Source organism: Blautia sp. AF34-10 (assembly GCF_003477865.1).
Lineage (GTDB): Bacteria > Bacillota > Clostridia > Lachnospirales > Lachnospiraceae > Fusicatenibacter > Fusicatenibacter saccharivorans.
Genome location: NZ_QUED01000005.1, coordinates 87,409 through 102,111, shown reverse-complemented (window position 1 = coordinate 102,111; position 14,703 = coordinate 87,409). Strand labels below are relative to the sequence as shown.

The 14,703-nt window shown below is 48.5% G+C and carries 10 protein-coding genes; all 10 read right to left on the bottom strand.

All coding sequences use genetic code 11. The annotated features are described in order from the left end of the window. Nucleotides 1–62: 62 nt before the first annotated feature. Complete coding sequence (locus DWZ60_RS04605; RefSeq protein ID WP_117761434.1) at nucleotides 63–1,613, bottom strand: carboxylesterase/lipase family protein; 1,551 nt, start codon at nucleotides 1,611–1,613, stop codon at nucleotides 63–65. A 165-nt stretch (nucleotides 1,614–1,778) separates the two neighbouring features. Then, a complete protein-coding gene (locus DWZ60_RS04600) occupies nucleotides 1,779–4,277 on the bottom strand; it encodes a GH39 family glycosyl hydrolase (RefSeq protein ID WP_158576315.1) in 2,499 nt (832 codons plus the stop codon). A 113-nt stretch (nucleotides 4,278–4,390) separates the two neighbouring features. Then, on the bottom strand, nucleotides 4,391–5,785 hold the full coding sequence (locus tag DWZ60_RS04595) for an MFS transporter (protein WP_117510483.1): 1,395 nt from the start codon (nucleotides 5,783–5,785) through the stop codon (nucleotides 4,391–4,393). A gap of 200 nt (nucleotides 5,786–5,985) precedes the next feature. Continuing rightward, nucleotides 5,986–8,532 (bottom strand): GH39 family glycosyl hydrolase, encoded by a 2,547-nt coding sequence (locus DWZ60_RS04590; protein WP_117510449.1) that lies wholly within the window; start codon nucleotides 8,530–8,532, stop codon nucleotides 5,986–5,988. Nucleotides 8,533–8,688: 156 nt separating this feature from the next. Beyond that, nucleotides 8,689–10,362, bottom strand: a complete 1,674-nt coding sequence (locus DWZ60_RS04585) for an alpha-glucosidase (RefSeq protein WP_119221320.1) — start codon at nucleotides 10,360–10,362, stop codon at nucleotides 8,689–8,691. Nucleotides 10,363–10,511: 149 nt separating this feature from the next. Continuing rightward, nucleotides 10,512–12,206 carry a CocE/NonD family hydrolase gene (locus DWZ60_RS04580; RefSeq protein ID WP_158576313.1) on the bottom strand — a complete coding sequence of 565 codons (1,695 nt, stop codon included), beginning with the start codon at nucleotides 12,204–12,206 and terminating at the stop codon, nucleotides 10,512–10,514. A gap of 4 nt (nucleotides 12,207–12,210) precedes the next feature. After that, nucleotides 12,211–12,510 (bottom strand): AtuA-related protein, encoded by a 300-nt coding sequence (locus DWZ60_RS04575; protein ID WP_055227777.1) that lies wholly within the window; start codon nucleotides 12,508–12,510, stop codon nucleotides 12,211–12,213. Between the two features lie 4 nt (nucleotides 12,511–12,514). Further along, a complete protein-coding gene (locus tag DWZ60_RS04570; protein WP_330422105.1) occupies nucleotides 12,515–13,420 on the bottom strand; it encodes an acyclic terpene utilization AtuA family protein in 906 nt (301 codons plus the stop codon). Beyond that, nucleotides 13,339–13,866 (bottom strand): acyclic terpene utilization AtuA family protein, encoded by a 528-nt coding sequence (locus DWZ60_RS19275; protein ID WP_330422104.1) that lies wholly within the window; start codon nucleotides 13,864–13,866, stop codon nucleotides 13,339–13,341. The genes DWZ60_RS04570 and DWZ60_RS19275 overlap by 82 nt, the downstream gene beginning before the upstream one ends. Nucleotides 13,867–14,061: 195 nt before the next feature. Then, a complete protein-coding gene (locus DWZ60_RS04565; RefSeq protein ID WP_158576311.1) occupies nucleotides 14,062–14,544 on the bottom strand; it encodes a helix-turn-helix domain-containing protein in 483 nt (160 codons plus the stop codon). Between the last annotated feature and the right edge of the window lie 159 nt (nucleotides 14,545–14,703).

Sequence of the window (14,703 nt, the reverse complement as noted above, 5' to 3'; positions counted from 1 at the left end):
TAATTTTTTAATATTTCAGAGCTCCATCCCGATTTCGCTTATGCCGCGTCGAATCGTTCTTTTTAATGCTGAATATTGTCAGCCATCATGTCCATAAAGCTCCATGGTTTCAGAACTTTGTTGATCTCTGCAAACACTTTATCATCGTAGTTGTGTTTTACTTCCGTTTTGCGGTCAAACACCATGGTATCCGCATCCTCTGCTTCTACTTCCGGCCAGTGCGGGAGTCCGGCATGATCCGGGGTGCCGTTCTTTGCGAAGGCAAGAAGTGCTCCGAAGATTTCGCTTTCCAGTTTATCGCTGACATCCGGGATGCCACAAATTTCTACGAGATCTGCGTTTCCGAAGAAATATGGGATATCGGAGCAGTGCCATGCCGGCTTGCCGTGCTGGAACGGGAATTCCAGAGCGAAGTTGTAGAGATATGCTTTGCCGCCGCCTTTTGCGAACAGTTTGGCAAGTTTTACGGTCGGCTCACGCATTGCACGGTCGATGGCAAGAACATCTACGCCGTTCTTCTCCGGATATGCTTCTTTGAAAGCGTCCAGAACCTTTTCGGCATTGTCTCCATAAACCTTTTTGAGGATTTCCAGAATCTCTTCCGCTGTCAGTTTGTTCTTATCATAAGCTGCCGGTGCAAACGTTGCGAACTCGCCGTATACGGTTCCGATCATCATCGGAATCTGATGTGCATGCTCACGGAAGCCTGCGTCGAATGGATTTCCATAGAAGTAATCGCCCTTTTTCGGGCCGCCGCCGATGTAGCCGCCACTCTGTGCAATCGCCGGAGCCACTTTTGCATATGCAGCAGCAAGCTGCGGATACGGTACAGTTTCCAGCTGAGCCACATCGTCAAAGCCGAGCGCTTTCATCATTGCCGTAATAATCTCCGTGCCGTCTTTCTCTCCTGCGCCGAGCGGATCGTCCTCCATAACACCGCTCATGACAAGGCCTTTCTGGAACAGGCCGTCTGCTGATGGAATCTGCATCAGGTCAATCACCTTCATTCCGCCGCCGGACTGGCCGAAAATGGTTACATTCTCCGGATCGCCGCCGAACAGGGCAATATTGTCATGTACCCACTGCAGGGCTGCCACCATATCGGCGTGGCCTGCGTTTGCGGAGTTTTTGTATTTTTCCCCAAACGGAGACAGATCCAGATATCCTAAAATATTCAGTCTGTGGTTGACAGAAACAAGAATCGAATCACCTTTCTTTGCGATGCTGACGCCGTCATACGCAACCTGCTCGATGGAAGATCCCGCTGCGTATCCACCGCCGTGGAACCATACGAGAACCGGTTTTTTGGCTTCCGGATCAAGTTTGTTTGTCCAGATATTTAAGGACTGGCAGTGCTCATCCTGCGGCCAGTAGCGGTGCGGAACCATAAGCTCGCCGTTCGGTGTATCTTGGTTCTGAAGCGGGCATACAAAGCCGTAGTTTGTCGCATCCTTCACGCCATCCCATTTGGACGGAACCGGCATCTGGAAACGGTCTGCGTATGCATACGGAATTCCTTTGTAAATGTAAACACCGTCATAAAAATAACCTTTTAAATCGCCGGATGTGGTATGCAGCACCGGCACGCCATCGTAATCAAATATTTTCCCCATTTTGAAATACCTCTTTTCTGTAGAATTTAGCATTTATGTTGTTTTCAGTATAAACAATATTTTCGTCCTTTTCTACTCGAATTGCCGCAAGATCTTCTTATATTGTTGCTTTTTTTCCACTCTTTCTCTGTATTCTCCCACCGCGAGTGCAATTTTTTGAAGATTTTACAGAATCTGCTCCACCTCAATCAGCGCCGTCTCGTGCGGCTCCAGGCGTTCCTGCACCGTGAGGCTGCCTTCCGGGTCGGTTTCCTGCTCCCAGACACGGTATTCCGGGTCCGCACTGTGGCACAGCATCGCGCGCTCCATCCGGTTCATCCGCTCCGGAGCTCCCATCCGCACCCACGCATCGTAGCTGCTGCCGTGCTCTTTCGTCACTTTATACAGCCGCAGGCAATATTTTCCCGGTTCCAGTCCGGTCAGCTTCACTGAAAAGGTCCGGATTTCCCCCATATTGAATACGCGGTAACGGTCCGTGCGGGAAATATTCACGGCATGGCGGTAGCGGTACAGCATATCGTAGTGAACATAGTTGTAAAGGTAAATCTGGCTTTGGTTTTTCTCCGGCTCTGTGCTGATAAAATAGCCGTCCCCACGCTTCACCAGACGAGATCCCATTCTGCCGAGCAGCCGCAGCGCAGTGCAGACCGCCTTTGGAATGCCGTTCATCGTGAACAGCCCAAAACCTCCATGATACGTTTCCCGCGCCGGAAATACTTCATCCAAACGGTCATTGACCGAGAAATACGCAATTCCCTGCAGCGCCTCTTCATTTTCCAGAAGATTTTTAAACAGCCATGCCGCTTTATAACAGGTATCGTTGCACAGATCCCTCTGCCAGATGTTGCTGCTGCACTCATCCACCAGAACCGGCAGTGCACCAAGCCCAGCCTTCTGCAGCAGACCTTTTACCTTCTCCCCGCGGTTCCGCAGAAAATCCGGGTCGCGGCTCACAATCATATTGACGCTCTCGTTGTTCTGGATCAGATTCATTTTCTCCTCTTCCTCTCCATAGATCACCGTGCCAAACGAGCGGAATGCAAAAATTTCCGGCACACATTCCTTTTCCTTCATAGTTTCGATAAAGGCTTTGAGATGTTCCTCCGGTCCAAGACCAAAGGAAAGACATGTTACAAGATCCGGGCTCACACGTTTCATCTCCTCGTACGATGCTTTCCACGTCTCAAAGAACTCATCTCCTCCATCAATCGTGATCACGTCTCCGCTGATCCACGGGTTGAAAATCCAGCGCCGCATCTGGTTGATTCCATACCGTTCCCTTAGATGTTCCATCAGGTTTTTGATCAGCATGCGCCACTCAGCCAGATCTCGCGGAGAGCTGCTTAGCGCCGGACGCATCGTTCTTCCCGGGTCTGTTTTTGCCAGCAGCAACGGCATATGGCCGAATTCCAGCAACGGCTTCGCTCCCGTGGAAAGGATGAAATCGATCACCTCATCAATATAGTTCCAGCAGAACTGAATCTCGCCCCACATATTCCGCCGAAATACGCACATATCATCATCAAGAATTCCTTTTACGCGGATCAGCTCATAGCCGAGCTCCTGCACCAGCTGTTCCAGCTCATCCTGCACCTCGCGGTTCAGCACACTTGCCGCATAGCCGGCATTGATCACGCGCTTCCAGTGGCCTGCCACTCTTGGTTTCCGTCCGTTTACTGCCGCTGTCACGGAAACGGCACTCTCATTTGTCGTCTCAACCTCCTGCTCCGTGACCGCTGCATACTGCAGGAGATTCTGGAAAATATCATGGTCTCCCGCCGTTTTTTCCCGCTCTTTTCCTTTCTTTTCACTCTGTTCTGCCGTATGTTTCATCTGCTTCCGGTATTCGCTCGGTGTCATACCGCGGTATTTGCGGAATGCGCGGATCATCGCCGTCTCGTTGACAAATCCATTGCGATAGGCAATCTCCGTCAGCGTTGCGCCGCTGTGCATTTCCTGTACGGCATGCGCCAGGCGCACCTGAGTCACGTACTCCAGAAATGATACGCCGAAATACCGCGGAAAGCTCCGTGAAATATAGGCACGGCTCAGATAAAGATGATCCGCCAGATCCTCCAGCGTAATCTCTTCCCGGTAATGCTGCAGAATATAGTCCGATGCCCGCTGAAGGCGTTCCCGTCCGCTCCGGCCCTGTTCCACCTTTTTCTTGGATGTAAAGTAAGAAAGCAGATCCTCCAGAAGCGCCGTCACACGGCTTTTCATATAGACCGGTTGTTCCTCATTATTTTTGTACATTTCAAGAAAGATTCGTGCCATATCCCGCCGGATCAGGTCAAATTTTTCCTGCTGATCTTCCATATAAAAAAACGACTGACATTTGACTTCACATTTCAGCAGCTTAATGTGAAATGAAGCAATTGTCTCCGCTGAAATGCAGAGCGACAGGGCCAGTCCGTCTTCGTCCAGATCCAGATCACAGATCTGAAACCGGTTGATCGCAAAGACAGATCCCACCGGGAGACTGTGAACTTCTCCGTCCTCGTAGCTGACTCTTCCCGTCCCACGAAGCAGAAATAAAAGTTCAAAATCCGGATTCCACAGTTCCCGTTTCTCCTCCGACCGGAGTAGCCGAAAATAGAATCCCGGCATTTCCTGTTTTGTTCCTTTCAGCATCATGTCTTCGTCTCTGTTTTCTCTTTCCATTTCACACCTCATGATAGATTTTTTTGTTGTATTGTACCACAAAAAAGGTCCCGCAAAAAGATCTTCTCCTTTTGTGGGACCGATTTTTCGGTTTTTGTTTTAGTGTTTTTGTTTTAGTGTTTTTCTTTTGCTGCCTCTCTTGCCTTCAGGTCTTCCATTACCTGCGGATAAATTTTGTCAAGTTTATAAAATACATAGAAGAGAATCATAATTGCATAGAACGGAATCGGAATCCACAGATACAGGGCTTTGATTGCAGAAAGTGCACTTGCGGTCTGGGTTGCGGCAAGTCCGTTATAACCAGCTGCGGAGATGACCCACAAAGCAACGGCACTTGCGAAGCCACTTCCTACTTTCGCACCGAAGGTTGTGGTGGAATACAGCATACCTTCGACACGTGTTCCATTTTTCCACTCGCCGTACTCAATCGTATCGGCTACCATTGCGAAGATGGTTCCGGTCAGGGTTGCTGAGCCGACACCTTTGATCAGCGAGCATACCAGAAGCCAGGTAGCATTGGTCGGATTGATGACCATCAGGAGCTGGCCGGCAAGGCTGAAGAAAGTTCCGACAAGGGCTACGTTTCGTTTTCCGTATTTCAGACTGAGCGGTACACAGAACGGCATCAGAACCAGAACCGGAATGATAGAAACAGATGAGATAAATCCTGCCATGTTCTCATTCATCAGAATATATTTTGCATAGTAAGTTCCAACCGCACCGCTGGCGCCCATGCCAAGGCACATAGTAATCCAGATGCCGCAGAGCAGCAGCCACTGGCTGTTTTTGAAGATCAATTTCAGAGACTGTACAAAGTTGACATCTTCTTTCTGCTCGGAAGATACGGTAACACGCTCTTTGGTGTTTTTGAAACATACTAAGAACAGAATTGCTGCGATGACTGCATAAATCGCAGATACGATGATCCAGCTCTTCTGGTTGCTGCTTCCACCCATTTTATTTACCAGCGGAAGGGTAGATGCATTGATGATAAGGGAACCAACCTGTGCCATAAACATGCGGAATACGTTGATGACAGTTCTCTGTCCCTGATCACGGCTCATTAAGGATGTCAGTGCGCCGTAAGGAATGTTGATCATCGTGTAAAGGAATGTGGTAACGAGGTTATACGTAATCGTTACGTAAACATACTTTCCAACGGTTCCGGTATTCGGAACGAGGAATACAAGTACACATGCTACTGCAATCGGTATTGCCAGCCATAACAGCCATGGTCTTGCCTTTCCATATTTCGTTTTGACGCGGTCCATGACATATCCCATGAGCATGTCGGTGACACCGTCTGCAAAACGGGAAAACATCATGATGCTTCCGATGATTGCTGCATTTAATCCCAGTGCATCGGTGTAGAAATACGCTACAAATGTGGATGTCAGCACGAGAATCAGGTTACTGGCCAGATCTCCGCATCCGTAGCTGACCTTCTCTTTCGTGCTGATCTTTTCGGTAAGGCTCTGCTTTGCCGAAGCTTGTTCTTTTGCTGCCATTGTTTTTTCCTCCATACATTTTTGAGGCTGCGGATGAATCTCCTTCTCTCTTCCGCCCTCTTTGTGGCCGTACCATGCGCCTACGACCTTTGTTCTGTTTCTCAGTATAAGGATTTTTTTGGCAATTTTCTACTCACTTTCCACACGCTATTTCTCATTTTCTTGTCTTTTTCTGTTTTATTATTATGTTTTCATATTTTTTAGTGCAATTCTCGATAATGATTCAGGCAAATTATCTCTATACATGCAACCTCATGTACCTTCAAATGTTCCTGAACAGAAAGAATCTGTTCCTCTCCCACCGTTTCCCGCCAGACACGGTACTCCGGATCTGCACTGTGGCATATCATTTCCTTCTCTTCCGATGTCATTGCCTCCGGCGCACCCATCGCCGCCCAGCAGTCATATGGGCTGCCCTGTTCGCGCGTAATCTTATAGCACTGGATACGGTATTCTCCCCCTGGCACTTTTTGGAGCTGCACAGAAAATGTCAGATTTTCTCCCGCCTGAAAAACACGATATCGATCTGTCCGTGAAATATTGACGGTATGGCGATGACGGTACAGCATGTCATAATGCACATAATTGTAGAGATAAATCTGTATTTTCTCTTCTCTTTCTTCGGTGCTGATAAAATACCCTTTTCCCGATGCAACAAAACGCGTCCCCATCTTTCCGAGAAGTTTTGCCGCACCATAAACTGCTTTAGGTATCCCATCATCCGTAAACATTCCGAATCCTCCATGGAAAGAATCGTGTACCGGAAAGATCTCATCCAGACGGTCATTGATGGAAAAATATGCAAGGCCATTTGCCTCATTCTCGTTTTCCAGCATGTTTTTAAACAGCCATGCCGCTTTATAGCAGGTATCATTGCACAGATCTCTCTGCCATACATTATTGCTGCACTCGTCCACAATGATCGGTGTTCCCTGAAATCCCATTTTCTGCAGCCTCTTTCTGATTTTCCGAAGATAGTTTTGCAAATAATCCATATCCCGGCTGACTGCAAAATCAAAGCTGTCACTATTGACAATCAGGTTCAGGTCTTCCTGCTCTTCCCATGACATAACTGCGCCAAAGCTGCGTACTCCGTAAATTTCCGGAAGGCAGCCCGCCTCCTCCATTTTCAAAAGCAGCTCTTTTATCCCATGTTCTCCCATCGTTCCATAAGAAAGACAGGTCAGAAAATCCGGGCAGATTCTTTTAATCTCCTGATGGGAAATCCGGTAAACCTCTATATACCGATCCATCCCGCAGTTCTCAAAGAAATCCGCGTTCACCCAAGGAACCCAAATCCAGTTGCGCATCCGTTCCACTCCATACCGGGTGCGCAGATGATCCATAATCCCGCCGATCAGTCTTTTCCATGCTTCCAGATCCTTCGGCGCGGCATTTTGCACCGGACGCATGGTAATCTGACTCGGCTGCTCTGCCAGCAGCCCCGGCATATGACCGAATTCTATCATGGGCTTCGCTCCAATGGAAAGAATAAAATCAAGAACCGCATCAATATATTGATATCCGACCCGTATTTCTCCTTTCATATCTCTCCGCAGCACGCACATATCATCGTCCAGAATTCCCTTTACCCGAATAAATTCATATCCGATATCACGAATCGCCTGCGCCAGTTCCTCCTGCACACGTGCATCCAGAACAGATCTTGCATAGCCGCCATTGATGATACGCCTCCAATGCCCTGCTATTCTCTGTTTTCTTCCTCCCAGTGCAGCCAGAATCTGAACTGAATTTTCTTTTTCCGCATCAAATTCCTGTTCTCGGAATCCCGCATACTGCAAAAGTACCCGGTATACATCGTTGTCTTTCTCATAGTCCTCTGTTGTTCTGTCGATATACTTAATGAGCCCGCAATTCTTTTCTTCTTCTCTTACGGCAGTCTGAACTATGCTTTTCCGATATTCTCCCGGTGTCATGCCGAAATATTTTCGGAATGCGCGGATCATCACATTTTCGTTAGAAAATCCGTTATTGTATGCAATCTCCGTCAGCGTCGCATCTCCATGCATATCAAGAATTGCATGCGCCAGACGTACCTGAGTTATGTATTCCAGAAACGAAACACCAAAATACCGCGGGAAGCTCCTTGAAATATACGTCCGGCTCAGATAAATATGGTCCGCCAAATCCTCTAGCGTGATTGCTTCTTTATAATGCTGCAGAATATAATCCGACGCCATCTGAATCCGTTCACGGCCGCTCCTGGAATGTTTCATCCGTTCACCGGCAGCAAAATACCTCGAAAGATCCTCAAGAAGCGCCGTTATCCGACTGCGCGCATTGACAGGCTGCATCATATCGTTTTTGTATGCTTCCTGAAAAACCCGTGCCAGATCACTGCGTATTACATCAAATGCTTCCTGCTGCTCCTCCGTGAACAAAAAGGATCTGCATTCTATCTCATATTTTAAAAATTCAATATGAACGGACGCAATCGCATCTGCACTCATTTTCAACGACAGCAGAATCCCCTGCTCATTCAGATCAATCGAACAAATCTGAAACCCATTCACAACAAAAAGATCCTTCTCTTGAACCCGATACACAACACCGTCTTCATAACTGACTCTTCCATCACCTTTCAGCAGAAACAGAATCTCAAAATCTGCATTCCATAGTGATCTCTTGTCTTCCGCCCGATAGATCTGAAACTGAAATCCCGGCAGCGTCTCCTGACCCCCTTTCAGGATTTCTTTCAGACCTGTTTTTTTCTCCTGTTTTTTCATCCTCTTTTCCTTTTGCTCTCCCACACCTTTTAATTCTATTTTTACGTTTCCCAAGGAGTATGTCAAGGGGAAATTTTAATTCTCTATCTGCGAAAAACTGCGGTTCCGCAAAGCATATGCATCCGCAGAACCGCAGTTTTTGTTTCCGTTTTTTGTCTATTTATTTACCTTCAGCACCAGACACTGATACGGCTGCAGACGGATCGTTCCCTCGCCCGCCTCGCAGGTGTCATAGTTATTCAGAAGTACTTCTTCGATTGTATCTGTAAATGGCAATGTAATGCCATCCGCAAGAGAAGTAGTAAGGATCAGAACATTATTCTTCTCATCCTTCCTGCGGTACGCCAGAACGCCGCTTACCGTCTCGTATTCCGGAATCAGCGTTCCGTAGAGGAAGGTTTCTTCCAGATCTTCACGTCGTCTTACTGCCACCATTTTGCGGTAGAACCACAGCAGGGAATCAGGATCTTTTTCCTCGGCCTCATAGTTCAGTTCCGTATAGTTTTTATTCACCGGGAACCACGGCGTACCTGTTGTGAATCCCGCCTCGGCAGATGCATCCCACTGCATCGGAGTTCTGCTGTGCTCGCGGCTCTCGCAGTTGATCTGCTCGAGCGCTTCCGCATCCGTTTTTCCTTCGGCAATCAGGCGGTCGTAAATAGCAAAGGTCGGTTTATCGACGAATCCCTGAATGGACTGTTTCGGGTCGTCGCGCATGCCGATTTCCTGTCCCTGATACAGGAACACAATACCCGGCAGGAAGAAATTAGTGACCGGAAGCATTTTTTCGCTGCAGCGGTTCTGGTCCTCCGGCATCAGGAACCGGTCGATGCTGCGCGGTTTGTCATGATTTTCAAGGAAATTACAGAGCATGCCGCGGCCATCCACGATTTTCTGTGCCGCAAAAAGCTGATCGCGATAATCGTCAAACAGCGCCACGGTATTGCCCCATTTCGGATTACGCACATTGTCGAGGGTGTGACAAAAATCGAAAACGGACGAGAAACTGCCGTTTTCCCCAATCACATCCTCCACATCCTCCGGTCCCATGTGATCGTACTCTCCGATCGTCAGCGCATCGGTCGGCGCAAAGGTGCGCTCCTTCATTTCACACAAGATATCGGCAAGACCGTCTACATTGTTGAAATACTCGAACGCCATATTGTACTCGTCCGGTCCATCCGGCGGAAGGTTGGTGTACTGATAATTCTTTTTCAGATGGCTGATCGCATCAAGACGGAATCCGCCAAGTCCCAGATCCATCCATTTTAAAATCATCTCATAAATTTCTTCCCGCAATTTGGGATTCTCCCAATTGAGATCCGGCTGCTCTTTTGTGAAGATGTGGAGGTAATACAGTTTATCATATCCCGGTACTTTCTCCCACGCGCTGCCGCCAAAAATCGACCGCCAGTTGTTCGGCTCTTTGCCGTCTTTTCCTTCCCGGAACACATAATACTTTCCGTACTTTCCAAACGGATCTTTGAGTGCCGCCTGAAACCACGCATGCCGGTCAGAGGAATGATTCACGACAAGGTCCATCAGAATGCGGATGCCGCGTTTTTTTGCCTCCGCAATCAGCTCCTTCATGTCCTCCATCGTTCCAAACGACGGGTCGATATCCATGTAATCGGAAATATCGTATCCGTTATCCACCATCGGGGATGCAAACACCGGACAGAGCCAGATGACATTGGCTCCCAGTTTTTCTATTTTGTCAAGATGACGGATCACGCCTTTCAGATCTCCTATGCCGTCTCCATTGGTATCCTGAAAACTCTTCGGGTAAATCTGATATCCGACCGTTTTGTGCCACCACTTTTTCTCCATTACTCTTCTCCTGTTCATTTTGTTTTTATAATGCGGGCCGTTCTTTAGGTTTACCGCAAAACCTATAGTGTTTCCACTATATCACAAAAGAATGGATTATGCTACTTTTTCTTTTTGATTTTTCCCGATGTCCGCTTTACCGTTACGGTTCACTGTTTTTTCATCAGCGGCAAAATCACGCAGGAAGCAGCTTTTCTGCCCATATGAATGGTCTGATGTGCAATTTTATTTTCCGTTTTTTCCGACCACAGCCCTTTCTGATTGCTGTGGACATGGTACTGCGGGAAGTCGGAGGAGGAAACATCTACACGAATGCAGGAACCCTTTGGAATCGTGTATACAATATTCCACATAGTAATCTGTACCTCTGCCACGCTGCCCGCCTCATAGGCTCCGGCCTCCGTTTTTCCCTGCTCCAATGTTGCAATCGAGGAACGAATGTTGTACGCTTTTCCTTCCGGCGTTACCTCCATGATTTTAGCGGTAAATGCCGTATCCTCGCAATCACTTTCCACGAACAGACGGACGGAAGCTTTTCCGTTCAGCGTGAAAGTTTCTTCCAGCGGTTCTGATACAAAACTCAGGACATCCTCACGATAGTCCGGTTCCGGCTGGAGATGGCTGCCGATCTGCGGCATCGTATGCAGAAGGGCTTCTCCGCCGATACTCTCGACCGGAGTGGCCGGGTCAAACGTGTAGTTTCTCGTTTTTTCCCGTTCCGGCGCGTCTGCCCGCAATGCTTTTTCATCCAGATACAGCGTCATGTTTCCCGCAGTTCCTTCTTCTCCCAGTCGGTCGGATACGATGTCAATCCACCGGTCCGCTCCGATTTCATAGGCACGGATCCGCTGCGTCGGGATTTCTTTTTGTTTCAGCGTCAGCTCAAACCATTCCAGCATCTTTGGAATTTCTTCATTCTGCGGGTGCAGCACCTCTTTATCTTCAAGACAAATCTGGAAAAAGTGGTTCCATGCACCGATTTCCAGCCAGCTGTGCTGTTTCGTCTCCTCGTTCAGGCGCTCCCACGTTTTCATACTACTGCCGTGGTGATGATCGTACCAGCCGCTCAAGAGATAGATCGGGACTTTCGTTTTTGACGGGATTTCCCGCAACTGTTTCCACCAGCCCGTCTGCCAGAGTGCCGCATCCGGGCTCGGGCTTGTGATGTATTCGCGGTAGGACGGAACACGCTGTCCCCAAAGAGCTTCATCCACCTTGACCTGCGGCAGATAGCGACAGCTTTCGCGGTAATCGGCGGACACCGGTTTTTCTGCATTTTCCATCGACCATGCCGTCAGGATATCGTGGCGGAAGCAACCTTTTTCGTAGGCTGAGGTAAAGCGGTCGGTTCCATAATCTTCAAGGAACATGGCAGCAACCTTTCCTTCCGCGGCATCGGCAAAAGCCCAGCCGGTCATACTCGTGTAGGAATGACCCCAGTAGCCTAAAATCTCGCACCATGGCTGTTCTACAAGGTAATTCATCGTGTCGATGCCGTCGTTCCGTTCGTTAATGTTTGGCTCCCATTTTCCTTCCGACTGCTCTCTGCCACGGCAATACTGGTAGACATACACATAACCCCTGCGCGCCAGTCCCTCACCGTAGGCACGGTGAATACGGTCGTTGCCCGGATAGCAGGTACGAGTCAGGATGACGGGATATTTCTTGTTTTCTCCTGATCCGCCTTCCCTTGGAAAATAATAGATTGTATGCAGCTTCACACCATCGCGCATCTCGATCTGGCTGTCTTTTCTTTCAAATGCTGCACAGCTTTCGGAAACGCCGCTTTTCGCAAATTGTGCTTCTACGCGTTTTACCGCAGCCGTCATAAAATCTTCTGCCATTGCCCTAAACCTCCATTTCCAGCAGTGCCATACCGAGTGTCTTTCCATGTTTATCCAACGCCAGCGATCTTGTAACACCGCCGCCGAGTGTCTTGTCGAGGACAAAGTTCAGCGCATGGATTCCGTCCAGTTCGTAGCGGGTTACTTTTCCGTGGCAGATTTCGCGGAAGTATTCTGCTACGCGTGTTTCTGTTACTTTTTCTTTCAGCATTTCATAATTATTCTCATCATACGGGATCACCGAAATATTGGAGATCTCGCCCTTATCGCCTGTTCTTGCATGTGCAATCTCTTTTAATTTCATCGCCTTATACCTCCCGGAATGTAACTTTTGCTTCTACTGCATCGCGCGGCACAAAAATTGAGCAGACCGAGACAATCTCAGACACCCGTTTCACTGCTCCGCCGCCTCCTGCGGGACCGTTGGTATAGAGAGCCTCCACCTCGTTTGCCAGCAGAACGGCATTTTTCCGGTCTTTCGTTCTGCCTGCGGCGCGGAGACGCACTTCACACAGAGTTCCACTTCCGATCTCCTTGGAAATTGCATCACGATACAGGGAATTGCATCCGATAAAATCAGTACGGTACTCTTCCAGCTCGATGCCTGTCAGTTCAATCCGCTTCTCCAGAATCTCTGCCGCCAGCTCCGCCCGTGCCACACAGTTGCTTCCGCCGTAGGAAATTTCACCCTCACCGATGAAGCAGTCCTTGTAGCCGACACTCACTTTCAAAGTTTCCGGTCTTCCATGCGTTGTCGCATGCTCGGCGCGAACCTGGTTTTCCCCGATCTGCCGGAACGTCACCTTTGAAAAGTCCGCTGTTGCATCCGGGGTCAGGTAAGCCTTTGGGTTGTGGATTTCGTAGATCATCTGCTCTTTACAGGTATCCACGCTCACCAGTCCGCCACTTCCCTCGACTTTTGTCACGGTAAATGCGCCTGTCCCGTCGATCTCAATGAGCGGGAATCCAAGTTTCCACAGATCCGGCACATCCTTGTAGCCCGGATCCGCAAAATAGCCGCCTGTCACCTGTCCGGCACACTCCAGCAGATGGCCTGCCAGAACCGCCTGTCCCATCTGATCCGGGTTGTCGTCAATGTTCCATCCGAACTCATGTACCAGCGGTCCGATCGTCAGTGCAGGATCGGAAACGCGACCGGTAATGACAAGATTGGCGCCCTCTTCCAACGCTTTTGTGATGCCCTCCGCACCCATATAGACATTCGCAGAATCAGAACATCTTTTTTCTCTTTTAACAGCGTGCCATCCTCCAGCACTTTTTCATTTTCATACTTATCCAGTTCGTCTGTAATATCATCGCCGGTCACACAGGCAATTTTCAATCCACCGACACCCAGTTTTCTGGCAATTTCACACGTCCGTTCTGCAGCAGATACCGGGTTGGCAGCTCCCATATTGGTAATAACTTTTACTTTGTTTTTCGCCATCAGCGGGAGAATTTTTTCCATTCGGTAGTCGAGCAGCTGGTTGTAACCCTTCGACGGATCTTTCTCTTTGTCCTGCTGCCCGATCGCAACGGTGCGTTCCGCCAGACACTCGAAAATAATGTAGTCCAGATTTCCTTTTTCCATCAGCTCCACTGCCGGCTCAATGCGGTCTCCCGCATAGCCTGCGCCGCTTCCGATTCTGATTTTTTTCATGTTCTATGGCCTCGCTTTCTTTGATCTGAGATCATTGTAATGCGATATCCGGGCAGATACTACAAAAGGGATCGTAATTTCTAAAATTTTAGAAATCATGATCCCTCTTTTATGTGAGTTCTGTTACAGCAAAGACAGAAAATACCACAAAGCCACAGAGCTGCAGAAATTCCGGCATTTCATTCTCCTTCTGTCTTATTCTTTGATTTTATTGTATAACGTTGCCAGCGAAATTCCGAGTTCCTTTGCCGCTTTTTGCTTCCCTTCCATATCCCGTCCGTACAGCAACAACGTATTTTTGATCTCCTGCCGTTCAAAGCGGCGCACCCGCTCTTCCAGCGTCATGTGAGCCTCTGATTCCCGTTTTTCAAACTGTACGAGACTCGTCACAATTGAGATGCTTCCGCGGATATGATGCTCTTCCCAGATCGGATAAACACTTGCAAAGTATTCCTGTGTTCCCTCTCTCCGCACCATTCCCTCGACCGGGATGCCGCTCCAAATGACTTCCGGAGCAATGGCAGATTTGCGGTACTCCGTGATTTTATGACCTTTCGCGGTTTCAAGCGGAACGCCGATGAAATCGCTGTAGACTTGATTAAAGAACACAATCCTGCTGTGCTGATCGCAGATCAGGATTCCCTGCTGTAGAGATTCCAGAACGGAATGTACCTGCATTTTTCGTTCCTCCCGTTTTCTCTTTCTGTACTCTCGGAGTCTTTCTGTCATGAGGATATTTAGCCCTTATACTCCTCCTTAAATGTCTTGTATAAATAGATCACATTCTCAATTTTATCTCCACGGTCGCAATTACATTTTGATACCACATGGCATCAC

What these genes read in the sequence shown, in the direction of transcription:
- DWZ60_RS04605 (WP_117761434.1), bottom strand. Translation starts at nt 1,613, where the DNA reads ATGGGGAAAATATTTGATTACGATGGCGTGCCGGTGCTGCATACCACA.
- DWZ60_RS04600 (WP_158576315.1), bottom strand. Translation starts at nt 4,277, where the DNA reads ATGGAAAGAGAAAACAGAGACGAAGACATGATGCTGAAAGGAACAAAA.
- DWZ60_RS04595 (WP_117510483.1), bottom strand. Translation starts at nt 5,785, where the DNA reads ATGGCAGCAAAAGAACAAGCTTCGGCAAAGCAGAGCCTTACCGAAAAG.
- DWZ60_RS04590 (WP_117510449.1), bottom strand. Translation starts at nt 8,532, where the DNA reads ATGAAAAAACAGGAGAAAAAAACAGGTCTGAAAGAAATCCTGAAAGGG.
- DWZ60_RS04585 (WP_119221320.1), bottom strand. Translation starts at nt 10,362, where the DNA reads ATGGAGAAAAAGTGGTGGCACAAAACGGTCGGATATCAGATTTACCCG.
- DWZ60_RS04580 (WP_158576313.1), bottom strand. Translation starts at nt 12,206, where the DNA reads ATGGCAGAAGATTTTATGACGGCTGCGGTAAAACGCGTAGAAGCACAA.
- DWZ60_RS04575 (WP_055227777.1), bottom strand. Translation starts at nt 12,510, where the DNA reads ATGAAATTAAAAGAGATTGCACATGCAAGAACAGGCGATAAGGGCGAG.
- DWZ60_RS04570 (WP_330422105.1), bottom strand. Translation starts at nt 13,420, where the DNA reads ATGGGTGCGGAGGGCATCACAAAAGCGTTGGAAGAGGGCGCCAATCTT.
- DWZ60_RS19275 (WP_330422104.1), bottom strand. Translation starts at nt 13,866, where the DNA reads ATGAAAAAAATCAGAATCGGAAGCGGCGCAGGCTATGCGGGAGACCGC.
- DWZ60_RS04565 (WP_158576311.1), bottom strand. Translation starts at nt 14,544, where the DNA reads ATGCAGGTACATTCCGTTCTGGAATCTCTACAGCAGGGAATCCTGATC.